The 21,866-nt window shown below is 68.4% G+C and carries 22 protein-coding genes; 11 read left to right on the plus strand and 11 right to left on the minus strand.

The features are described 5' to 3' along the window. Positions 1-7 precede the first annotated feature (7 nt). Both A3ES_RS46550 and A3ES_RS0107820 read left to right on the plus strand, forming a co-directional pair. Complete coding sequence (locus A3ES_RS46550; protein WP_020386236.1) at positions 8-1,732, plus strand: BCCT family transporter; 1,725 nt, start codon at positions 8-10, stop codon at positions 1,730-1,732. A 404-nt stretch (positions 1,733-2,136) separates the two neighbouring features. Continuing rightward, positions 2,137-2,916 carry a dioxygenase family protein gene (locus A3ES_RS0107820; RefSeq protein ID WP_026162652.1) on the plus strand — a complete coding sequence of 260 codons (780 nt, stop codon included), beginning with the start codon at positions 2,137-2,139 and terminating at the stop codon, positions 2,914-2,916. Position 2,917: 1 nt separating this feature from the next. Here the strand turns inward: A3ES_RS0107820 and A3ES_RS0107825 are convergent, their stop codons facing one another. Both A3ES_RS0107825 and A3ES_RS0107830 read right to left on the minus strand, forming a co-directional pair. Further along, positions 2,918-3,904, minus strand: a complete 987-nt coding sequence (locus A3ES_RS0107825) for an SMP-30/gluconolactonase/LRE family protein (RefSeq protein ID WP_083933257.1) — start codon at positions 3,902-3,904, stop codon at positions 2,918-2,920. Positions 3,905-3,933: 29 nt separating this feature from the next. Further along, positions 3,934-4,437: a DinB family protein gene (locus A3ES_RS0107830; protein WP_020386239.1), complete on the minus strand. Its 504-nt coding sequence runs from the start codon at positions 4,435-4,437 to the stop codon at positions 3,934-3,936. A gap of 94 nt (positions 4,438-4,531) precedes the next feature. Between A3ES_RS0107830 and A3ES_RS0107835 the strand changes: the two genes are divergently transcribed. The 3 genes from A3ES_RS0107835 (at position 4,532) to A3ES_RS57005 (ending at position 6,366) form a co-directional block, all read left to right on the plus strand. Further along, the gene (locus A3ES_RS0107835; RefSeq protein WP_020386240.1) at positions 4,532-5,347 is read left to right on the plus strand and encodes an LLM class F420-dependent oxidoreductase; all 816 of its coding nucleotides are present in this window, start codon (positions 4,532-4,534) and stop codon (positions 5,345-5,347) included. Positions 5,348-5,435: 88 nt separating this feature from the next. After that, the gene (def, locus tag A3ES_RS0107840) at positions 5,436-6,041 is read left to right on the plus strand and encodes a peptide deformylase (RefSeq protein WP_020386241.1); all 606 of its coding nucleotides are present in this window, start codon (positions 5,436-5,438) and stop codon (positions 6,039-6,041) included. A 199-nt stretch (positions 6,042-6,240) separates the two neighbouring features. Further along, positions 6,241-6,366, plus strand: a complete 126-nt coding sequence (locus A3ES_RS57005; protein ID WP_420323130.1) for a hypothetical protein — start codon at positions 6,241-6,243, stop codon at positions 6,364-6,366. A 113-nt stretch (positions 6,367-6,479) separates the two neighbouring features. Here the strand turns inward: A3ES_RS57005 and A3ES_RS0107850 are convergent, their stop codons facing one another. Beyond that, positions 6,480-7,037, minus strand: a complete 558-nt coding sequence (locus A3ES_RS0107850) for an AAA family ATPase (RefSeq protein ID WP_157630383.1) — start codon at positions 7,035-7,037, stop codon at positions 6,480-6,482. A gap of 69 nt (positions 7,038-7,106) precedes the next feature. On the opposite strand from A3ES_RS0107850, the gene A3ES_RS0107855 reads away from it, so the two are divergent. Further along, complete coding sequence (locus tag A3ES_RS0107855) at positions 7,107-8,156, plus strand: LacI family DNA-binding transcriptional regulator (RefSeq protein ID WP_026162655.1); 1,050 nt, start codon at positions 7,107-7,109, stop codon at positions 8,154-8,156. A 15-nt stretch (positions 8,157-8,171) separates the two neighbouring features. Here the strand turns inward: A3ES_RS0107855 and A3ES_RS46555 are convergent, their stop codons facing one another. Genes A3ES_RS46555 through A3ES_RS0107870 form a run of 4 tightly spaced genes read right to left on the minus strand, consistent with a single transcriptional unit; the run spans position 8,172 to position 10,402 of the window. Next, positions 8,172-8,639: a S66 peptidase family protein gene (locus tag A3ES_RS46555; protein WP_020386244.1), complete on the minus strand. Its 468-nt coding sequence runs from the start codon at positions 8,637-8,639 to the stop codon at positions 8,172-8,174. Next, positions 8,599-8,928, minus strand: coding sequence for an LD-carboxypeptidase (locus A3ES_RS57010; protein ID WP_083933261.1), 330 nt, complete (start codon positions 8,926-8,928; stop codon positions 8,599-8,601). The genes A3ES_RS46555 and A3ES_RS57010 overlap by 41 nt, the downstream gene beginning before the upstream one ends. Further along, positions 8,928-9,851 carry a S66 peptidase family protein gene (locus A3ES_RS0107865; RefSeq protein WP_063745924.1) on the minus strand — a complete coding sequence of 308 codons (924 nt, stop codon included), beginning with the start codon at positions 9,849-9,851 and terminating at the stop codon, positions 8,928-8,930. The genes A3ES_RS57010 and A3ES_RS0107865 overlap by 1 nt, the downstream gene beginning before the upstream one ends. Then, complete coding sequence (locus A3ES_RS0107870) at positions 9,848-10,402, minus strand: maleylpyruvate isomerase N-terminal domain-containing protein (protein ID WP_020386246.1); 555 nt, start codon at positions 10,400-10,402, stop codon at positions 9,848-9,850. The genes A3ES_RS0107865 and A3ES_RS0107870 overlap by 4 nt, the downstream gene beginning before the upstream one ends. A gap of 569 nt (positions 10,403-10,971) precedes the next feature. On the opposite strand from A3ES_RS0107870, the gene A3ES_RS46560 reads away from it, so the two are divergent. The 4 genes from A3ES_RS46560 to A3ES_RS0107890 are packed head-to-tail and all read left to right on the plus strand — an operon-like array spanning position 10,972 to position 17,243. Then, positions 10,972-13,617, plus strand: coding sequence for an AMP-binding protein (locus A3ES_RS46560; RefSeq protein ID WP_020386247.1), 2,646 nt, complete (start codon positions 10,972-10,974; stop codon positions 13,615-13,617). Beyond that, a complete protein-coding gene (locus A3ES_RS0107880; protein WP_020386248.1) occupies positions 13,596-14,621 on the plus strand; it encodes an iron ABC transporter substrate-binding protein in 1,026 nt (341 codons plus the stop codon). Before A3ES_RS46560 ends, A3ES_RS0107880 begins: the two co-directional genes overlap by 22 nt. Further along, complete coding sequence (locus A3ES_RS0107885) at positions 14,605-16,200, plus strand: ABC transporter permease (RefSeq protein WP_020386249.1); 1,596 nt, start codon at positions 14,605-14,607, stop codon at positions 16,198-16,200. Before A3ES_RS0107880 ends, A3ES_RS0107885 begins: the two co-directional genes overlap by 17 nt. Continuing rightward, positions 16,197-17,243, plus strand: coding sequence for an ABC transporter ATP-binding protein (locus A3ES_RS0107890; RefSeq protein ID WP_020386250.1), 1,047 nt, complete (start codon positions 16,197-16,199; stop codon positions 17,241-17,243). The genes A3ES_RS0107885 and A3ES_RS0107890 overlap by 4 nt, the downstream gene beginning before the upstream one ends. 75 nt (positions 17,244-17,318) lie before the next feature. On the opposite strand, the gene A3ES_RS0107895 is transcribed toward A3ES_RS0107890, so the two are convergent. The 4 genes from A3ES_RS0107895 to cobT are packed head-to-tail and all read right to left on the minus strand — an operon-like array spanning position 17,319 to position 21,035. Beyond that, a complete protein-coding gene (locus A3ES_RS0107895; protein WP_020386251.1) occupies positions 17,319-17,840 on the minus strand; it encodes a GNAT family N-acetyltransferase in 522 nt (173 codons plus the stop codon). 26 nt (positions 17,841-17,866) lie between these two features. Next, positions 17,867-18,670, minus strand: coding sequence for a TrmH family RNA methyltransferase (locus tag A3ES_RS0107900; protein WP_026162656.1), 804 nt, complete (start codon positions 18,668-18,670; stop codon positions 17,867-17,869). Beyond that, positions 18,667-19,998 (minus strand): uroporphyrinogen-III C-methyltransferase, encoded by a 1,332-nt coding sequence (gene cobA, locus A3ES_RS0107905; protein ID WP_020386253.1) that lies wholly within the window; start codon positions 19,996-19,998, stop codon positions 18,667-18,669. Before cobA ends, A3ES_RS0107900 begins: the two co-directional genes overlap by 4 nt. After that, positions 19,995-21,035: a nicotinate-nucleotide--dimethylbenzimidazole phosphoribosyltransferase gene (gene cobT, locus A3ES_RS0107910; protein ID WP_020386254.1), complete on the minus strand. Its 1,041-nt coding sequence runs from the start codon at positions 21,033-21,035 to the stop codon at positions 19,995-19,997. The genes cobA and cobT overlap by 4 nt, the downstream gene beginning before the upstream one ends. Positions 21,036-21,181: 146 nt before the next feature. On the opposite strand from cobT, the gene A3ES_RS0107915 reads away from it, so the two are divergent. After that, the gene (locus A3ES_RS0107915; protein ID WP_020386255.1) at positions 21,182-21,718 is read left to right on the plus strand and encodes a YbhB/YbcL family Raf kinase inhibitor-like protein; all 537 of its coding nucleotides are present in this window, start codon (positions 21,182-21,184) and stop codon (positions 21,716-21,718) included. The last annotated feature ends 148 nt before the right edge of the window (positions 21,719-21,866 follow it).

Genomic DNA, 21,866 nt, shown 5'->3' on the forward strand with positions numbered 1-21,866 from the left:
ATCAGCTGTGGCGATCGATTTCGACAGCCAGCAAGCCAATCCCGACCACGCAAGCGAGCACCCTGCTCTCGCGGCGCCACCACCACCCGGCAGCCGAAGTACCGGCTCCGGACTCGACCGAGTCGTGTTCGGCGTCACCGCCGTCATCGCCTTGGCCTTCGTGGCCTGGGGTTTCGCGAGTGCGAGCAGTCTCGGTACGGCGTCGACGTCCGCGCTGACCTGGGTGGAGACCAACACCGGTTGGCTGTTCGTGCTGCTCGCCTCCGGCTTCGTCGTCTACGTGTTGTGGCTCGCGGCCGGACGGTACGGCCGGATCCCGCTCGGCGCGGACGACGAGGAGCCCGAGTTCAGGACCGTCTCCTGGGTCGCGATGATGTTCAGCGCGGGGATGGGCATCGGGCTGATGTTCTACGGCGTGAGCGAGCCACTGTCGCACTTCATGAAACCGCCGCCGGGCACGGTCGAACCCGGCACGGACGCCGCGCTGCAGACGGCGATGGCGACCACCTTGTTCCACTGGACCTTGCATCCTTGGGCGATCTACGCCGTCGTCGGCCTGGCGATTGCCTATGGCACCTTTCGGCGCGGCCGCTCGCAGCTGATCAGCTCGGCCTTCGCGCCGCTGATCGGCAAGCGCACCGAGGGACCGATCGGCAAGACGATCGACAGCCTGGCGATCTTCGCGACGCTCTTCGGTTCGGCCGCGTCCCTCGGGCTCGGCGCGCTGCAGATCGGGTCGGGAGTCCGCATCCTCGGCTGGCTCGACCAGACCGGCAACGCGGTACTGGTCGGCGTGATCGCCGTCCTGACCGCCGCCTTCGTCGCGTCGGCGGTGTCGGGTGTTGCCAAGGGCATCCAATGGCTGTCGAACATCAACATGGTGCTGGCCATCGTGCTGGCCGGCTTCGTTTTCGTCGTCGGCCCGACCGTGCTGATCCTCAACCTGGTACCGACCGCGATCGGTGACTACCTGCGCGACCTGGCCGAGATGGCAGCCAGGACCGAAGCCAGCGGTGGCGACGCGATGGCCACCTGGCTGGCGGGCTGGACCGTCTTCTACTGGGCCTGGTGGATCTCCTGGACGCCGTTCGTCGGAATGTTCATCGCCCGGATCAGCCGCGGCCGGACGATCCGGCAGTTCGTCACCGGCGTCCTGCTGGTTCCGTCGATGGTCAGTCTGGTGTGGTTCTGCATCTTCGGCGGTGCCGCGATCGACACCCAGCGAGATGGCGTCGATATCGCGGGGCAGTCGACTCCCGAGGGGCAACTGTTCGGGTTGCTGGATCACTACCCGCTGGCGGCGGTGACCACGGTCCTGGTGGTTGTGCTGGTCGCGATCTTCTTCGTCTCCGGCGCGGACGCGGCGTCGATCGTGATGGGCACGCTGTCCCAGCGCGGCGCGATCAATCCCCGCAAGCCGGTGGTCATCTTCTGGGGCGTGCTGACCGGCGCGGTCGCGGCGGTGATGCTGCTGGTCGGCGGCGGTGGTTCGAAAGCATTGCAAGGACTGCAGAACCTGACGATCGTGGCGGCACTCCCCTTCGCAGTGGTGATGGTCGGGCTGGCCGTGGCCTTGGCCAAGGACCTCCGTACCGACCCCCTGATGCTGCGCAAGGCGATCGGCACCGAGGCGGTAGAGGCAGCCGTGATCGAAGGCGTCACCACCCACGGCGACGACTTCTCCCTCGTCGTCACAGGCAACGGCGACGAGCCACCACCGAAGAAGAGCTAGAACGACGGCCGCCCTGCCCCTCCTCCGTCGGCGCTCGACCCACCCACCCCGGTACGTCGCTCCTCCGTCGCGACTTGGTTGGTCCGTGGCTGAGGCACGCAGAGCGAGGCCGACCCCGCGGCTCTCGACCTGGTGAGTGCTGGTTCGACCTTGGGCACCGGCTGGGCAGGCTTGGCGGGTTGGGACGCCTGGCCGGTGCTCAAGGTGGCGAGTTGGGTGAGTGGGGGCTCGACTTTGGGCATCGGCTGGGCAGGCTTGGCGGGTTGGGACGCCTGGCCGGTGCTCAAGGTGGGGCTTGGGAGGGTGGAGCGCTGACGGAGGAGGCGTGGGGCGGGTCGCAGTGCCTGGGAATATGTTGAGGATTCAACTACGTTGAAGGAGGTAACCACCCGAAAGGACCTTCGATGAGTGACATGCCCGTCTTGTATCTCAGTCACGGTGCTCCGCCGCTTGCGGATGATCGGCTGTGGACTGCGGAGCTTGCTGCGGTTTCTGCTCGGCTTACCAAGCCGACCGCGATTCTGATCGTGTCCGCGCACTGGGAGGCCGCGCCGCTCACGCTCGCCGCGACCCGGACCGTGCCGTTGCTTTACGACTTCTGGGGTTTCCCGGAGCGCTACTACCAGGTCCAGTACGCCGCGCCGGGCGCGCCGGAACTCGCCGACCAGGTCCGCAAGCTCCTGCACTCCCCCGCGACGCCCGTGTACGACGACCCGGACCGTGGGCTGGATCACGGCGCCTATGTCCCGCTGAAGGAGATGTACCCCGACGCGGACATCCCCGTGCTGCAGGTGTCGATGCCGACGCTCGATCCGAAGGAACTCTTCGGGATCGGCCGGAAGCTGGCGCCGTTGCGCGACCAGGGCGTCCTGATCATCGGCAGCGGCTTCACCACCCACAACCTGCGTGCGGTCAACCTCGGCGGTCCCGCCGACGCCGCGGCGCCGGGCTGGTCGGTCGAGTTCGACGACTGGGCCCAGCGCGCGCTGAGGAAGCAGGACGTCGACTCACTGATCGACTTCCTGCACAAGGCGCCGGCCGCGAGCATCGCGCATCCGCGGACCGAGCACTTCGCGCCGCTGTTCGTTTCCCTCGGCGCATCAGAGGACTCACTCGGTACTGCGGAAGCCGTGGTCGACGGGTTCTGGTACGGACTGTCCAAGCGTTCCTGGCAGATCGGCTGAACTAGCTGGCCGGCGTGGGGAAGCTAGCCAAGTGGCTTGTCCCGATGCTGCTCAGCCAGACCTTCCCGTCACGCTCGCGCACGCCAGTGGGCATCCGGAAGTCCGGGTTCTTCCCACGCAGATCGTGCACGAGGTTGCCGCCATCGTCGTACGCCTGGATCTCGATGATGTCGGCCGGCTTGGGCTTGACGGCGTCCGGTAGCGCCCAGACGACCTTCCGCAGTACTGGCTGCTTTGGCAGCAGGAGATCCAGCAGGGCGTTGCGTGGTGAGCCGATCGCGACCCAGATCAACCCGTCCGAGCCGCGCGCGATGTTGTCGGGCAGGCCCGGGATCATCGCGACCAGTTCCGGTTCGGCGTCGGCATCGGTGAGGTCGAGCTTGAAGAGGCTGTAGCTCGCGGTCTCCGCGAAGAACAGCGTCTTCTGGTCACCGCTGAGCGCCACCCCGTTCGGGAACGGGCGATTGGCCGTCAGCCGGGTGAGCTCGCCGTCGGGCGTGAGCCGGTACAGGCTGCCGGTGCTGGAGTGCTCGAGCAGGTCGGCCATCCACTCCTCGACGCCGAAGCGGGTGGACGAGTCGGTGAAGTAGATCGTGCCGTCGGCCAGGATGTCCGCGTTGTTGCAGAACCTCATCGGGCGGCCGTCGATCTCCCCCAGCAGGGTCGTGATCCGGCCGTCCTTGTCGAGCGTGAGCAAGCCGCGATGGGCATCGCAAACCAGCACCTTGCCGTCTGGCAGCCACTCGAGGCCGAGCGGCCGGCCACCGGTATCGGCGAGGACGCCGATCGCCGTACCGTCGGCACTGACGCGCAGGATCCGCCCGTCCACCAGACCGGTCAGCACGCTGCCGTCCTCGTCGATCAAGGCGTCTTCGGGACCGTGCCCGGGCACCGCGACGGTCTGTACTTCGATCGACCGCGGCTCCCTGGCCGGCGGAGCGGGCGGCGGGGTCCACCGAACGGGGGCAATGCTCGATCTCGGACTCATGCCCAGACGATATCGGCAATCACCGATAGCTACTCGCCCGTGGAGCCGTCCAGGCGTTCGCGGAGGAAGTCGGCGTGGCCGTTGTGGCGGGCGTATTCCTCGATCATGTGGGCCAGCACCCAGCGCAGGGTGAAGCGGCGGCCCTCGTCCTCGCCGACGTGGCCGGGGTCGAGGTCCGCGATGGTGGCCCGGGCTCGCTCGACGGCTTCGTCGTACCGGTTGAGGTCGGCGTAGAAGTGCCGAGGGTCGAGGCCGGTCCAGTCGCCCTCGGGGTGCTCGGGTGAGGTGTAGGCGTAGACGACGGGCTCGTCGGTGAAGGTGCCGACGAACCAGCCCAGCTCGTTCTCGGTGAGGTGCCGGATCAGGCCGTGCAGCGTCATCGAGGAGGGCGCGACGACCGCGGTACCGAGCTGCTCGGGGGTCAGGCCCTCGCACTTCCAGCGGAGCGTGGCGCGCTGGAAGTCCAGGAAACCGACCAGGGTCTCCTTCTCGCCGGCTTCGGTCGGCGGGTCAGGTCTGCCGTTGAGGTCCATGTCCGGGAACCTACCGCGCCGCACCGACAGTGGGCTTCTGTTCGGATCCCGGGCCCATCCGGAGGCTCCTCCGATACCGCGTAGGCTGGCGGCCATGACATCGACTGAGTCCCCCGCACGTCCGTACGGCAAGTATCCGGTCCGGATCGGCGTCCAGGTTCAGCCCCAGCACGCGGAGTACGCCGACATCCGGCGGACCGTCGCCGCCGCCGAGGAGATCGGCGTCGACGTGGCGTTCAACTGGGACCATTTCTACCCCCTGTCCGGTGAGCCCGACGGCCTGCACTTCGAGGCCTGGACGATGCTCGCGGCCTGGGCCGAGGCGACCGAGCGGATCGAGATCGGCTGCCTGGTCACCTGCAACTCCTACCGCAACGCCAACCTGCTCGCCGATATGGCCCGCACGGTCGACCACATCAGCGGCGGCCGGCTCATCTTCGGCATCGGCTCGGGCTGGTTCGAGCGCGACTACGACGAGTACGGCTATCAGTTCGGTACTGCGGGCGGCCGGCTCGACGCGCTCGGCGAGGCGCTGCCGCGGATCGAGCAGCGCTGGGCCAAGCTGAACCCGAAGCCGACCCGCGACATCCCGGTCCTGATCGGTGGCGGCGGCGAGAAGAAGACGCTGAAGCTGGTCGCCCAGCACGCGACCATCTGGCACGGCTTCGGCGACGCCGAGACGATCGCGCACAAGCACGCCGTCCTCGACGCGCACTGCGCGACGATCGGCCGCGACCCGGGCGAGATCGAGCGCTCGACAGCCGTCGGCGACAAGCGCCCGGACCAGCTCGGCAAGGCGATGCTCGACGTCGGCACGCGGCTCTTCACCGTCCACACCTCCGGCCCGGACTACGACCTCGGTCTGCTGCGCGACTGGGTCGCGTGGCGCGACGACGTCAACCAGGGCTGACCCGCACTGCGTACCGGAGTACCGGCTGGGGCTGGAACTCCGGGACGCGCGCGTTGGCGTGATGCCTGGATTCGCTAGGATTTCGGGCATGTCTACGCTGCCTACTGACGGTTCGGTGCTGCCCATCACCCGGTGGGGTGAGGACGTCATGCACCATCTGAACCAGCCGGTCACCGAGTTCGGCGACGAACTGCACAAGCTCGTCGCGGACATGGTCGCGACGATGAACGCCGCCGAAGGTGTCGGGCTGGCCGCGAACCAGGTCGGCGTCGACCTGCAGCTGTTCGTCTTCAACTGCCCGGACAAGAAGGGCGTTTTCCAGCACGGCGTCGTCTGCAACCCGGTGCTCGAGCTGCCCGAGGGCAAGGACCGTCAGCTCGACGAGGGCGACGAGGGCTGTCTTTCGCTGCCCGGCGCCTTCACCAAGTGCGCGCGCCCCGACTGGGCCCGCGTCACCGGCGTCGACGAGAACGGCGAGCCGGTCAGCTACGAGGGCGACGGTCTGCTCGCCCGCTGCCTGCAGCACGAGACCGACCACACCCAGGGCGTGGTCTTCGGCGACCGGCTCTCCCGCAAGTACAAGAAGCGCCTGTTCGCCGAGGCGGAGGAGTTCGCTCCCGACTACCCGGCCGACTGGCCCGTGTCGCCGATGCTCAACCAGGAAGAGCACTCCGACGAACACCTGAACACCTGATCGCTCAGCTCACCGCCGACCTCCGAGCGGGTCGCCGTACTGCGCTCGAGGTCGTCGAGGAAGCTCTCGCTGCGGCCGCTCGCTGGGATCCGGTGCTGCACTTCATCGATTCGCTGGATGCCGACGGCGCCCGGGCACGCGTCGACCCGTCGCGGCGGGCGTAGTACCGATCGCTACTGGTGGGGACAGCGCTGGGTCGCTGCGGATTCCGGCGTCGTTCTGTGGCGTCGTTGGCTTCAAGGGAACGGGTATGACCAGCACGAGGAGAACATCATCGTGGGTGACCTTTGCTGGGGATTCAACGTCACCGGGCATCCTGCGGTGAGCGTGCCGGTCGGGTTGGTGGACGGCCGGCCAGTGGGTGCACAGGTTGTCGCGCCGCATGGGCGGGACGATGTCGCGCTGTCGGTGGCCACGCGGATCATGACGCCGCTTTCCCTACCAGGCTGATGATTTGAGGTCGTCCTGGAGGATGGCTTCGACCGATTCCTCGGCGGTCTGGCCGGTCGTGTCGAGCCACAGGCCGCGCTTCGGGGTGTCCTGCAGGCCTTCCTGGAGAGCCTCCACGGCCTCGGCCAGCGTCATGCCCGGGCCTTGCCAATCGCGGTACGAGTTGGAGCCCCGGCCTTGTTCGCGTTCGACGATCGAGGCGACCGACGGGACCAGTACGACGAGGTGCGGCTCGGCGATGCCGTCGAACGAGTCGAGCCAGCGAGTGACGTCGTCGCCCATCATGATGTCGGAGCAGACGAAGTCGAATCCGGCTTCGAGGTAGTGACGGGCGACCAGTGCACTGGCGTCGTACCGGAGCTGGAGCTGACGCACCGCTTCGGGCTCTGGCTCCGGCGTCATGCCGACCGCGCCGGCCACAACCGCGCGGAAGTAGACGTCTCCGTCGACCGTCGCCGCCGGTGGACCGAGGCGGCTGGCGAGCAGCGGCGCGATGGTGGACTTGCCTGCCGCCTGCATTCCGGTGATCAGCACGACTTTCCGCATGCCTGCCATCCCATCACGCGAGTCCAGCGGATTTCCGGCGATCGCCGATAAACTGCGGCAGTGAAAGGGATGCCGGGTGACTCGGGGCCTAGGCGGCCCGTCACGCTCGACGATGTCGCGCGTGCTGCGGGAGTCTCCCAGCCGACTGCCTCGCGAGTGCTGAACGGGAGTTCACGCAAGGTCGCCGAGAGCTATCGCGAGCGGGTTCTGCTCGCGGCGCGCGAGCTCGGGTACACCCCGAACCTGCCCGCCCAAGCGATGGCCCGCGGGACCTCACGCACGATCGCGCTGGTGATCAGCCTGATCTCCGACCCGTACTTCTCCGCGATGGCCGCCGAGATCATGAAGCAGGCCGAGGCGATCGAGCTGCACGTCTCGATCGCGGTCACCGAACGACAGGCCGACCGCGAACTCGACCTGATCCGCGAGCTCCGCGGTCAGCAGCCCCGAGCGATCATCCTGGCCGGCACCGGGTACGTCGATCCGCCGTCGTCGCAGCAGCTCGTCGACGAGCTGCAGCGGTATGAGGAGACTGGCGGGCGGGTGGTGCTCATCAGTCGGTCGGACCTGCCTTTCGAGACGGTGGATTTCGACAACCAAGAAGGGTCCCGGCAGTTGGCGTTGGAGCTGGCGGGTCTTGGCTATCAGCGTTGCCTGGTGCTCGGGAGCGGCACTCCCCTGTTGTCCATGAGTCAACGCGTCGAAGGTTTCGTCGCTGGGCTGGTCGAGTCGGGTGTGGCTGACGCGGCGACTCGGGTGCACCATCCGGACTTCAGCTGGGCGGGTGCGCGGGAATTCGTGCTCGGCCTGACCGACGCCGAAGTACGCGATCTTCAGCTGGTGTTCGCTGTCACCGATGACATGGCCCTCGGAGCCCTGGCCGCGTTGAGAGAACGCGGCCTCCGAATCCCCGAGGACATCGGAGTAGCCGGCTTCGACGACATCAGCACGCTGCGCGACGTAGTACCGAAGCTGACCACGGTTCACGTGGCCCTGAACGCCGTCGCCCAAGAAGCCATCTACCGCGCCACCACTACAGACACAGACCTAACCCGCCGTACCGTCCCCGCCTACCCCGTCATCCGAGCCAGCACCCCACCCGTTTCGCCTCCGAGCTGAGACGCTGGCGCGGAGTCAGCTAACTGCTGGTCGGACGGTGAGAGTGCCCGCCTCGGTATCGAGAACTGCCTCAGGTCCAATCGGTACGGCCAGTGCCTCCGGGCCATGTCCGACCGGGAGCCCACCGAGGACTGGGACGTCGAACTTGCCGAGGCGGTCCTTCAGGACCTCCACGAGTGTCCACCCACGGTCGGTGTAGCCGGCGAAGCCGGTGAACTGACCGAGCGCGACGCCGCGGAGGCCGCGCAGTACGCCCGATCGGAGGAGGTGGGTCAGGGAGCGGTCGACCACGCCGAGGCCGACGGTACGGGTGTCTTCGATGAACAAGATGGCGCCGTCGAGGCTCGGCAGGCCGACGCCGATGGAGCGCGTGAGTGCGCTGAGGGTGCCGCCGATCAGGACGCCGCTGGCTTGACCGTGGACAACCGCCTGTGCGGAAAGGTCATCCGGGTTGCTGTGCAGGGTGATCGGGTCGGTGGTCATCAGGGCATGTTGCCTGGATGAGCCGTGGATGCCGGCGAGTCCGCACTCTCTCCACAACGCCAGATGCAGGGTACGTCGCCTGCGCCCGCCCGATCACCGGTTTGGGGTCGCGCCTGACGGCTTCGAAGTCGAGCCGGTGCGCGATGCGGTGAGCACCGTTGCCACTGGCGCTGACGACGATGGCTCTGACCGCTGGATCTCGGAAGGCGTCGTTCAGCTCATTCTCGTCAGCCGTCGATGAGATCGACCGCACGACGTCGCCGGGCTCGAGCTTTGGTGCGCGGAGCATCAACACACCCCCGGAGCGACCGTGAGAGTTCCTGCGGCGGTATCGATCGCTGCCGTCGTACCGAGTGGAACGGCCAACGGGTCAGGATCGTGGCCCAGTGGCAGACCGCCCAGGATCGGTACGCCGAGTTGGCCGAGCCTGTCTTGCAGCAACTTGGCAGCCGTCCACTCAGAGGTCAGAGTGTCCCCCACCGCGTCGCCGTTGGGGGTGAGGTGGCCGATGGCAATACCGCGGACGCCGTCGAGGGCGCCCGAAGCGACCAGCTGGAAGAGCACTTGGTCGAGTGAGTCCAAGCTGCCGACCAGAGCTTCGAATAACAGGATGCCGCCATCCAGGCTTGGCATCCCGGCGCCGACCATGCCCGCGATCGTGCCGAGGTTGCCGCCGATCAGGAAGCCGGAAGCCACGCCGTCCACCGACACGTCCGAGGAGCTGGCGCCCGGATCGCGATGCAAGATGATCGGTTCCGTGGTCATCAACGCTTGGCGGGCCGCTTCCGCGCTGACGCCGAACACCATGCCGTGCAGGCCGACGACCCGGCTGTGGTCCCACAGGGCCAGATGCAGATTGGTGATGTCGCTGAAGCCGACGACCGGCTTGGGATCGCGTCGTGCCGCCTCGAAGTCGAGATCGTCGATGATCCGGTACGCGCCGGCACCACCGCGGGTCGTGATGATCGCGCGGACCCCGGGATCTCGCAAGGCGTCATTCAGGTCCGCGAGCCGATCAGCGTCGGTTCCAGCCATGAGCCCGAACTGGTCCAAGGCGTGCTCGCCGACCTCTACCCGAAGACCCCAGCTCGTCAACGTCGCCACCGCTGCTTCGATCCCTTCGGGAGTCGGGAAGCTGGCGGGCGATACCAGGCGTACGCGGTTTCCGGGCTTGAGCCGGGGCGGTAGTAGCGCGGTGTCTTGCCTCGTCATGGGCGGCGGCCGAAGGCGTCGAGGAGGTGGGTCTGGGGTGACGCGTCGGGTGGGAGGGTGTCGCTCGCTCCGGTGCCGTAGGTGCCCATGGCGCGCATTTCTTCGAGGTGGGGCTCGACCAACGCCCACAAGCCGTTGGCCACCCGGGCGTCGAGGGTTGAGTCCAGACCGGCACCGATCGCGATGTCCCAGGCGTGGACGACCAGCTCACCGAGGCGGAAACGCAGGAAGGTGTCGACCGAGATATCGCCGCTGGGGTGATGAAGTGCCAGGGTCGGCTCCGCGCTGGCGAATGCTGCCCGCTGAGCCGCGCAGGAGTTCGTGAGTGCTGCAAGTGGATCGTCACCGAGTTGGTCCGTATCCAGGTGAGCTGTAGCCGCTGCCGCTGAGGCACCCGACAGCAGCCGTACTGCGAACTTGTTGCCCGCGACCACATGGTCGACGACCTCGCGGACCGTGATGTCGCTGGGTGTCAGGTTGTCCCACGAACTCGAAGACGCCGAGCCCACCATCCGGACGAGTTGAGCACCGGCCGCCGCGAGAAGGTCCACGATCCCGGAGGCTACCGCTAGCGGTCGAGTTCCAGAGCAGTTGACAGCCGATCACCCGCCGAGCCGGCCGCACCGCCACGTCGTACCGGCGCTGAACCTGTCACGGCGCCACCCGGGTTCCAGCAGCCAATCGGTGTGCTCCGCTCCTCTTGTGGGGCTTCACCCCCTGGTAGAGCAAGGGGCTAACCCCACGCCGAGGGGCGAACCCCTCCAGGGCACGGGTAACCCCGTTCAGGTGCAGGAACTGAACATGCGGGGCCCGATCGCGCAGGGACGACCGGTCGCGCGGACCGCCACCACTACTGAACCCGGCTCCAACTCCTCGACACGCCGAGGGGAAGCGCTTGCTCGCGAGGTTCGATAGTGGTGGCGGTCCGGGGCAACCGCCGAAATGCTGTGGGGCGGCGGAGGAGCGCGTAGCTGGGGGTTGGGAGCAGCCGACGCAAGCGGCGCGGGGGCGGACGTCGTACGGGGTGTTAGCGGCCGGGTCTCCTGGGTGAGCGGCGGTGAAAACCGTCACCAGCGTGAGTTATTGAGCAGTCGGGAAGTCTTAGGTTAGCCTCACCTGTGTGTTCCTGCCCCAAGCCCGGGTGACGGCCGGCGCTGACCTGTTGTCCGGCACTGCCGATATCCACCGTGCCGTCCTCGTCGATGCGGCAGGGCCGCTGAGCTATGGAGCGCTGACCGAGCAGGTCGACGCGCTCGCGGCCAGCCTGCCGGCCGTTCACACTGGGCGGCGGCTGGTGCACGTTTCGCTGACCGCGAAGCGCGAGCGGGTGGTTGGCTACCTGGCCGTTCTCAAGGCTGGGCATGTCGCTCTGATTACTCCGCCCGAGCATGCGTCCATCACCACCGCCTACCCGCCGGATGTGTGGCTCCGCGACGACGGCTCCTTCGCTGGTGCGACCGGAGGCTCGCTGGATCGCGACACCGATCCGCGGCACGAACTTCACCCGGATCTCGCAGTCCTGTTGAGCACCTCCGGGAGCACCGGCTCGCCGAAGCTGGTGCGACTCAGCGGCACGAATCTCGTCAGCAACGCGGACGCGATCGGAGCGGCGTTGTCGATCAGCCCAGACGACCGGGCAATCACTTCGCTGCCGCTGCACTACTGCTTCGGCTTGTCGGTCCTACACGCCCAACTCAGGGCCGGCGCGACTGCGGTGCTGTGGCATGGGTCGGTGACCGACCCCGCCTTCGCCGATGAGTTGCGCGGGAACCGGGTCACTTTGCTGCCTGCAACACCACATGTGGTCGACCTGCTCGACGTACAGGGACTCCTGGACGACTTGCCCTCGCTGCGGCTGCTCGCCCAGGCCGGTGGCGCGCTACCCGCCGCACGGGTCCGGGAACTGGACGCGCGCGGCAGGGTGGGCGGCTGGGGACTGGCGGTCATGTATGGGCAGACCGAGGCGACCGCCCGGATGGCGGTACTGCCACCGGAGCTGGCCGGTCAGTACCCGGACGCCGTGGGCTGGCCGATCGCTGGCTCGGCGTTCCGGCTCGACCCAGCGGGCATCGAGCAACCAGTCAATGCAGCGGACGGCCCGGTCGGCGAACTCGTGTTCACCGGTCCCGGCGTGATGCTCGGGTACGCCGAACACCCCGACGACCTCGCGCTCGGCCGGGTGCAGACCGAATTGCGCACCGGGGATCTGGCCAGGATCAGCGCCGACGGTCTGGTCCGGATCGTCGGCCGGCGCTCCGACCACGTGAAGATCATGGGCATCCGGATCGACCTCGGCCAGGTCGAGCGTGTGCTCCGCGCCAGCGGCGTCCCGTGCTGTGTCACCGGTACCGACGGGCAGCTTCAGGTCACCTATCGGCCGTGCGGACAAGAGCCGGCGACCATCCGCGATCAAGCGGCGTCGGCCGCCGGTCTCGGTGCGTCCGTGGTCTCGATCCACGAGGTCGCCGACCTCCCGATCCTGCCCAACGGCAAACCGGATCGCCGCGCCTGCGCCGCATTGCACACGACGGATAGCATGCCCACGTTGCACACGACGGAGGCCACGCCCGCGGAGACCGCGGACGACTCGCTCGCGGCGGTCACCGGCGTCCTCGCACCGCTGGTCGGCGGCGGCGCGATCGACCCCGACCGATCGTTTGCGGAGCTCGGCGGCGACTCGTTCAACCACGTCATGGCATCTCTCGGGTTGACCCGGCTGATCGGCGACCTGCCGCCCGACTGGCACCATCGGCCGGTCCGCGATCTCGCCGCACTGGCCGACCGGCGTCAGCAGAGCCGGCCGGTACGCCGTACCGTGACGCAGCGAGTCGAGACCACCGTGGTCCTGCGTGGGGTGGCAGTTGTCACGATCTGCGGCAGCCATGTCGGACTGTTCCGGCTGGCGGGTGGTGCGCACATCCTGCTCGCGGTCGCCGGATTCCTGTTCGCCAGGTATGTCCTCACCGCCCAGAAGACGTCCGATCGGGCCCGGCGGACCACGCGAGCCGCGATCGGCATCGCCGTCCCGGCGATGATCGTGGCCGCCGTGATGGTGTTCGGTTCCCGATCGATCCACTGGTCGAATCTGGCCCTGGTGCATTGGCTCGTACGGCCGCGGGACATCAACATCTTCTGGTTCGTGGAAGCGCTGCTGATGTTGTCGGTGGCAACGACCACGGTGCTCGCCTTGCCGCGGGTGCGGTCGGCGTACGCCGCAGACCCGTGGCGTACCGCGATGGCCGCGCTGGCCGTTCTGCTGGTACCGCGTTATCTGGTGCTCGCACTGGTCGAAGGACCGGTGCGGGGTCTGCCGGGTACGGTGGCCTGGCTGTTCGTCGCCGGGATCGCGATGGCGGTCGCGGACACCCGGCGACGCCGTGTCGTCACGGCCATCGTCGCGGCCGCCGCGACCATCGGATTCTTCCCCGAGTGGGAACGCAACTTGACCATCCTGGTCGGACTGGTGCTGTTGACGTTGCTGCCCACGGTGCCGGTTCCTGGCTTGCTCGTACGGCCGCTCGGAGTACTGGCCGCTGCCTCGTTGCACGTGTACCTGGTGCAGTTCCAGGTGTTCGCGTTCTTCGATCTCCCGATCGTCCAGTTCCTAGTCGCAATCGTCGCCGGCCTCGCGTTCTGCGCGGCCAGCACCTACGCGCTGCGCCGGCTGCCGTTGCCGGATCCGACTGGTGAGACCCTGATCCGTCGTCTCGTGACGGCACTGAATTCTGTGAGAGAGGATCGACGATGCGTCGACGCACGTTCCTGACCGGCCTGGGAGCCATCGGCACGATGAGCCTGGTGGGGTGCGGGTCGAAGGACAAGGACGAGTACAAGGCCGACCCCGGCTCGCTCCAGGTCTACTCCTCGCAGCACGAGAACGTCACCAAGGCCTGGGCTGAGGCGTTCACCGTGGCGACCGGTATCAAGGTGCAGATCCGCAAGGGCTCCGACTCCTCGATGGGTCACCAGATCGTGGCGGAGGGAGCCTCGTCGCCCGCGGACGTGTTCCTCACCGAGAACAGTCCCGCGATGACCTTGGTCGAGCGGGGCAAGCTGCTCGCACCGCTCGAGGAGGCGACCCGGCGCCAGGTGCCGGCCAACCTGACCCCGTCGTCGAAGACCTGGACCTCGATCGCCGCCCGGTCCACCGTGCTGGTCTACAACCCGGCCAAGCTCCCCAAGGCAGAGCTGCCGAAGTCCATGATGGAACTCGCCGGACCGGACTGGAAGGACCGCTGGGGTTGTGCGCCCGGCGGTGCGGACTTCCAGGCCATCGTCGCCGGAATGCTCGCCGGCCAGGGTGAGCAGAAGACGACCGAGTGGCTGAAAGGCCTGAAGACCAACGCCCGGGCGCTGCAGAACAACATCGCCACGATGAAATCGGTGAATGCCGGCGAGATCCCGTGCGGCGTGATCTACCACTACTACTGGTACCGCGACCAGGCCGGCACCAAGGAAGGTAGTGGCAACACCGCGCTGCACTACTTCCGCAACCAGGACCCGGGCGCGTTCGTGTCGCTGTCGGGTGGCGCGGTGCTGGCCGGGTCGAAGAAGCCTGAGGAGGCGCGCAAGTTCCTCGCCTTCGTCACCAGCCCTGCCGGCCAGAAGGTGCTCGTCGACTCCAAGTCCATGGAGTACGCCGTCGGCACCGGAGTCGCCTCCGCGCCGGCGCTGCCGCCGTTGAGCACCTTGCAGGCGCCGCCGGTCGACCCGTTCGCGCTGAACTCCGACAAGGTCAGCACGCTGATGACTGATGCCGGCATTCTCTGACCCCTCCGGCGCCGTCCTCCCGTACGACGGCCCGGGGGCGCCATCGGTCCGGGCCCGCCGGTCCACGCCGACTCCGTGGCTCGTCGTGGTGGCCGCGTTGCTGGTCGCAGTACTGATGCTGGCCCCGGTGCTGGTCGTTTTCGGTCAGGCGACTGCGGCCGGTGCCGCTGAGGCGTCCAGGCTGCTGTTGCGGCCGAGGACTGCCGAACTACTCCGCAACACCTTGGTACTGGTGGTGCTCACTGTCCCCATCACCGTGGTACTCGGGTGTGCCGCGGCCTGGCTTGTGGAGCGGACGACGCTGGCCGCCGCCGGTGTCTGGCGCACTCTGCTGCTGACCCCGCTCGCCATTCCCGCGTTCGTGAGCAGCTATGCCTGGACCTCGGTACTGCCGTCGGTGCAGGGGCTCGGTGGTGCGGTGTTCGTTACTGCTTTGGCCTACTACCCGTTTGTCTTCCTCCCGGCGGCCGCCCTGCTGCGAGCGCTCGACCAGGGTCACCTCGACGCCGCCCGCTCACTCGGTGCGTCCGGCCTCGGCGCGGTACTCCGGGTGGTCGCGCCGCAGCTGCGCCCTGCCGTCGCCGGCGGTGCGTTGCTGGTGGCGCTGCACCTCCTCGCCGAGTTCGGTGTGCTGCAGATGATGCGATTCCCGACGTTCACGACGGCGATCCTGCAGCAGTTCGCGGTCGGGTTCAGCAACAGCGCCGGCAGCCTGCTGGCCGCGACGCTCGTGGTGCTATGCCTCGGCCTGCTGGCCGTCGAGGTACTCCTGCGCGGCCGGGCCCGCATCTCCAGACTCGGCCCCGGAACCCGGCAGCAGCCAGTCGCCCACCGCCTCGGTGTGTGGACGGTGCCGGCCATCGGCGCGCTGGCCATCCTGGTCGGACTGTCGGTCGTGGTACCCGCGGGAATCGTGCTGCGCTGGCTGTTGCGGGCGATCAGCGCCGGCGCGGTAGACGCCGTACCGTTGCTCTCAGCAACTGGCTCGACGATTGGCCTGGCAGTACTCGCGGGATTGGCCGCGACCGTCGCCGCACTGCCCGGAGCCTGGCTACTGCACAGGTACCCGTCCCGGCTGGCCGCCGGTTTGGAGCGAATGACCTACGTCGCGAGCGCCCTGCCTGGCGTGGTGATCGGACTGGCGCTGGTGACTCTGGCCGTGCAGTGGGCCCGGCCGGTGTACCAGACCGCAGCGCTGGCGGTGGCGGCGTACACAGTCCTCTTCCTGCCCCGGGCGATGGTGGCCTGGCGGTCCGGTCTGGCCGCGGCACCGACCGAGCTGGTCGAGGCATCGCGGTCGCTCGGGGTATCCGGGCCGGGTACCTTTGCCCGCGTGGTGCTCCCGCTCGTACTCCCCTCCGCGCTGACCGGATTCGTGCTGGTCTTCCTCGCGACGGCGACCGAGCTGACCGCGACCCTGCTGCTCGCCCCGACCGGCACCGAGACGCTGGCGACCGCGTTCTGGTCGGCGAGCGACGAGCTGGACTACGTGGCGAGCGCGCCGTACGCCGCGGCGATGATCGCCCTGTCGGCCCCACTCACCGTGCTGCTGCGCCGGCAGATCCTGGACCAGCGATGACGAGCGCCGGCATCACGATCACTGGTCTGACCGTTGGATACGGCGGTCCAGCAGTGCTCGACCAGGTCAGTCTGCAGGTGCGTCCAGGCGGCACCACGGCCGTACTCGGTCCGTCCGGCAGCGGCAAGACCACGCTCCTGCGGGCACTGGCCGGCTTCGTCCGGCCGGCGCACGGCCAGATCGAGATCGGTGCGAAGGTCCTCACCGACGAGAAGGGGATGGTCGCGCCCGAACGCCGCGGGATCGGCTACGTCCGCCAGGACGGCGCGCTGTTCCCGCATCTCGATGTCACCGGCAACATCCTCTTCGGACTCCCCCGGGCCGAACGCCGCCGAGCGGCCCAGGTCGGCCCGCTGCTCGAACTCGTCGGACTGTCCCCCGACCTGGCCCGGCGCCGGCCAGACCAGTTGTCCGGCGGTCAGCAACAGCGGGTCGCGCTGGCCCGGGCGCTGGCCCGCGAGCCTGCCGTCGTACTGCTCGACGAGCCGTTCTCGTCCCTGGACACCGCGTTGCGCGCCGCCACCCGCGAGGCCACCTTGACCGCGCTCAGAGAACGCGGCGCTACGACCGTCCTGGTCACTCACGACCAGGCCGAGGCACTCTCGTTCGCCGACCAGGTGGCGGTGATGTTCGACGGCCGGTTCGCTCAGATCGGCACCCCTGCTGAGGTGTACGACGCCCCCGCAACACCCGAGGTAGGCGCATTCCTCGGCGACACGATGCTGCTACCCGGCCTGGCCGACGGCCGCGTCGTCGACTGTGTACTGGGCAAACTCGACCTCACCGAACCGGCCACCGGCGACGTGCTCGCCATGATCCGGCCAGAGCAGCTCGTGCTGGGTGCTCCGTCGGGTCTGACGGCACGGGTAGTCTCCGTCGCGTACCACGGCCCGGACGCCATGGTCCGACTCGACCTCACCGACACCACGACGCGCCTGGTGGCGCGGGTCCCGGGTCACGACGCACCTGAGAACGGCGACCTGGTCGGCGTCGTGGTCCCAGGCGCAGTCCGCGCATACCCGAAACCAGCTGGGTCGGGCTGAACCAGGCATCCCGGGCAGCGGCCGACGGCGAGACCCGTTTGGAGTGGGGCGCCGGAGGGGCCGGCGTACGCGTTGTCAGGCGTGCCAGTTGTCGCGGGTGATGGAGTAGATGACGGCGTCGAAGGGTTCACCGTCGGCTTCCAGCACGGCCTCGTGGTCGAAGGTCATGCCGATGCGCTTCATCACGGCGATGCTGTTGGTGTTCGGGGCGTCGGTGGATGCCAGGACGCGGGGTAGGTCGAGATCGGTGAAGGCGTAGGCCAGCCAGGAGGCGGCTGCTTCGGTGGCGTAGCCGTGGCCCCAGTGGGCGCGGGCCAAGCGCCAGCCGATCTCGAAGTCATCCGGGTGCCAGGACTCGTGGGTCAACCCGCCCGCACCGAGGAACGCGCCGTCGGACCGCCGCTCAATGGCCAGAAAGCCGGTGCCTTCAGCAACGTACTGCGCGTTCACCCCCGCCGCGATCGCATCCGACTCGGCCCGGCTCAGCGGCTTGCCGCCGAGGTAGCGCATCACCTCGGGATCAGTGTTCAGCTCAGCCCACGCCGGCAGATCCTCGTCCTGGAACGGTCGCAGCAGCAGTCGCTCTGTTGTACGCAAGGCAACCTCCGACGGGTCTCCAGCGGTTAGGGGCGGGTGGCGTAGAAGGCTACGGCGGCTGAGGAGGCGACGTTGAGGGAGTCGACTCCGCCGGACATGGGGATTCGGACCGTCAGGTCTGCCTTTTCGAGTACGTGGGGTTTTAGGCCGTGCCCTTCGGTGCCGAAGATCAAGGCCAGTTTGTCGTCTCGCCGTGCGGTCAGGTCGTCCAGGGAGATCGAGTCGTCGGACAGTGCCAGCGCGGCGGTGACGAAGCCGTGCTCCTTCAGCAGGTCCAGCGAGTCCGGCCAGGAAGACAAGCGGGTCCACGGCACCTGGAAGACCGTGCCCATCGAGACCTTGATCGATCGCCGGTACAGCGGGTCCGCACACGTCGGCGTCACCAGTACTGCGTCCACGCCCATCGCCGCCGCGGCACGGAAGCCTGCCCCGACGTTCGTGTGGTCGACGATGTCGTCGAAGATCGCGATCCGTCGCCCGCCGAGCAATCCGTCCAGCCCGACCGAGGGCCGGCGCCGGTACGACGCCAGCGCGCCCCGGTGGACGTGGAATCCAGTGACCTGCTCAGCCACATCCTCGGTCACCAGGTAAACAGGTGCCGCCGGCCACCTCTCCAGTACGTCGGCCAGCGACTCGAGCCAGCGCGGAGCCAGCAGGAACGAGCGTGGCTCGTACCCCGCGTCGGACGCGCGGCGGATCACTTTGTCGCCCTCGGCAATGAAAAGCCCGTGCTCCTCCTCGAGCAGCCGGCGCAGATTCACCTCCCTCAGCTGGACGTAGTCCGCCAGCCGCTCATCCGCGGCATCGTCCACAGGAACAAGCGGACTCATGACCCCTCAGCCGCATCGGCGACGCCTGCACCCGCGACCTGGTCAGAGGCCACGGCAGGCCTCTCGCCGGAGCCCGACGCGGAGCCCGCGCCGGAAGCCGCACCGGAAGGCGCCCCGCCAGGCAGGCCGGCGGCCACGTCCACAACGTTGCCGATGACAACGATCGCGGGCGCGCCGACGCCGGCCGCCGACATCGCCTCGGCGATGCCGCCCAGGTCAGACGTGATCTGGTGCTGGCCCGGAAGCGTGCCATCGGCAATCGCGGCCGCCGGAGTCGACGCGTCACGGCCATGGGAGATCAGCGTCGAAGCGATCACCGGCAGGTTCTCCACCGCCATCAGCAACACCAGCGTGCCGCGCAGTTGCGCGAGCGCCTCCCAATTGATCAGCGAATCCGGATGCCCCGGCGGGATGTGCCCCGACACGACAGTGAACTCATGCGTCACCCCGCGATGCGTCACCGGAATCCCCGCCACCGCAGGCACCGCGATCGAGCTGGTGATCCCCGGTACGACGGTCCATGTGACCCCCGCCTCCGCGCACGCGATGGCCTCCTCGAAGCCGCGCCCGAAGACGTACGGATCGCCGCCCTTGAGCCGGACCACGACCTTGCCCTGCAACGCCCGGTCCACCAGGATCCGGTTGATCTCCTCCTGCTGCGCCGACCGCCCGCGGGGCAACTTCGCCGCGTCGATCAGCTCCACATCAGGATGCAGCTCCTCCAGCAACGGCTGCGGCGCGAGCCTGTCCGCGACCACGACGTCCGCCTCGGCCAGCAACCGCCGCCCGCGCACGGTGATCAGATCAGGGTCTCCTGGACCCCCACCGACGAGGTACACGCCAGGCTGCTTGGCCAGCGAGTCCCGCGCCCCGAGCGCGCCCTCGCGCAACTCCTCCAGGATCGCGTCCCGCACGGCGGCCGACCGCCGATGATCGCCGCCACCCAGTACGCCGATGGTCACCTGGTCGTGTTGCCCCGAGGCCGGCGTCCAGGCCGTCGCCCGGGAGCGATCGTCGGAGCGCACGCAGAAGATCCGCCGCTCCTCCGCCTCGGCCGAGACCTGATCGTTGACCGCGGCATCATCCGTCGCGACCACGACGTACCAGGCGCCGTCGAGGTCACCGGCGGCGTACCCGCGCTCGACCCAGCGCAGGTCGGGGTTGGTCAGCAGTCCCTCGATCGTCGGTGTGATCGCCGGCGAGATGACGTCGATCTGGGCACCCGTCTCGAGCAACCGCGGCAACCGGCGTTGCGCGACTCCCCCGCCGCCCACGACCACGACACGGCGGCCGGTGAGCACCAGGCCCGACAGGTACGGCGCGGTCACGCCTCGATCCCCGCAGACTCGAAGGTCGCCATCTCGGCGAGTGCCCGGACGGCGCAGGTGAGGATCGGATAGGCCAGTACTGCGCCTGTCCCCTCCCCCAGCCGCAGGTCCAGATCCACCAACGGCTGCAGGCCGAGCGTCTTGAGCGCGACCGCGTGACCAGCCTCGGCCGAGCGATGCCCGGCGACGCAGTAGTCGATCACCGCCGGGTGGAGTGCCTGCGCGACGAGCGCCGCGGCACCCGCGATCACGCCGTCGAGGATCACGGGCACCTTGTTGGCGGCCGCTCCGAGGATGTATCCGGCCAGCGCCGCGTGCTCCAGCCCGCCGTACGCCGCCAGTGCCGCCAGCGGCTCAGAAGCCGGTACGTCGTGGAGCGCCAGCGCCGCCCGGATGACGTCGGTCTTGTGCGCAAGGGTGGCATCGTCGATCCCTGTCCCCCGACCCGTCACCTCTTCGGCCGTCCCACCGCTGAAGGTCGCGATCAGCGCGGCAGATGCCGTCGTGTTGGCGATGCCCATGTCACCGGTCAGCAGGCACTGGTACCCGTCGAGCACCAACTTGTCGGCCAGCTCGAAGCCGACCGTCACCGCAGCCAGTACTTCGTCCGCCGTGAGCGCCTTCTCCACCGCGAGGTCCCTCGTCCCCGGACGGACCTTCGCATGCACGATGTCCAGTTCGTCCACAGCGGTGGCCACGCCGACGTCCACCACTCGGACATCGACGCGGTTGTTCGCCGCGAAAGCATTGACCGCTGCGCCGCCGGCCGCGAAGTTCGCGAGCATCGCCGCAGTCACCTCCTGCGGCCAGGGCGAGACGCCCTGCGCGTGCACACCGTGGTCGGCGGCGAAGACCGTCACGACGGCGGCGGTCGGCACCGCGGGCGGGCACGAGCCGGTCATCCCGGCGACCCGGACGGACAGTTCCTCCAGTACGCCGAGGGAACCGGCCGGTTTCGTCAGCTTCAGCTGACGCTCCGTGGCCGCCCGCATCGCGGCCGCGTCGGCCGGGCCGATCCTGGCCAGATACTCCTCCACCGCTGATCCCTCCAGTCCGTTCGGCCGCCTGGACGCAGGCCTCCACCGATCTTCGCACCTTCGGGCAGGTGCCCCGGCCAGGGTGGGCTGGATCTGAGCAGTAATGTCGGATTCACCACACGTCGCGAGATCCTGGAGGATCACAGATGTCGCTTCATCGGCCAGTCGCGCCGGACCCGTACCAACTGCTTCCCGAGGTCGGTTCGTTCACGGTCACCAGTACCGACGTCGCCGAAGGCAAGCGACTCGACGACAACCACGCCTTCGCCGGCGGGAACACGTCACCCCAGCTCAGCTGGAACGGCTTCCCGACCGAGACCAAGGGCTTCGTCGTCACCTGTTTCGACGCGGACGCGCCGACACCGTCGGGCTTCTGGCACTGGGTCCTGGTCGGCCTGCCGGCCACCGTCACCGAGCTCCCGACCGGGGCGGGCACCACCGAGCGGCTGGAGAACGGCGCGTTCCACATCCGCAACGACTACGGCACCAAGTCGTACGGCGGCGCTGCCCCGCCCCCCGGCGACCATGTGCACCGCTACTACTTCGTGGTGCACGCGATCGACGTGGAGGCCCTCGACATCGACGGCGACGTGAGCCCCGCGGTGGTCAGCTTCAACCTCGCCTTCCACACGCTGGCCCGCGCCATCGTCACACCGAGGTACCAGCTGCCGGCCGACAGCTGATCCCCCGCCACTCCTCCGTTCATTCGCCCCCTTTTCACCCGCGGTGCAGGCCGCCCATTGGTGACAGTTTCCTAACGGATGAAAAGCGGGCGAATGAACGGAGGAGGTTGGGTCAGTCCTTGATGCCGGACTGAATGTCCCGGTCAGG

This window comes from Kribbella catacumbae DSM 19601 (assembly GCF_000372465.1).
In the GTDB taxonomy this organism is placed as follows: Bacteria; Actinomycetota; Actinomycetes; order Propionibacteriales; family Kribbellaceae; genus Kribbella; species Kribbella catacumbae.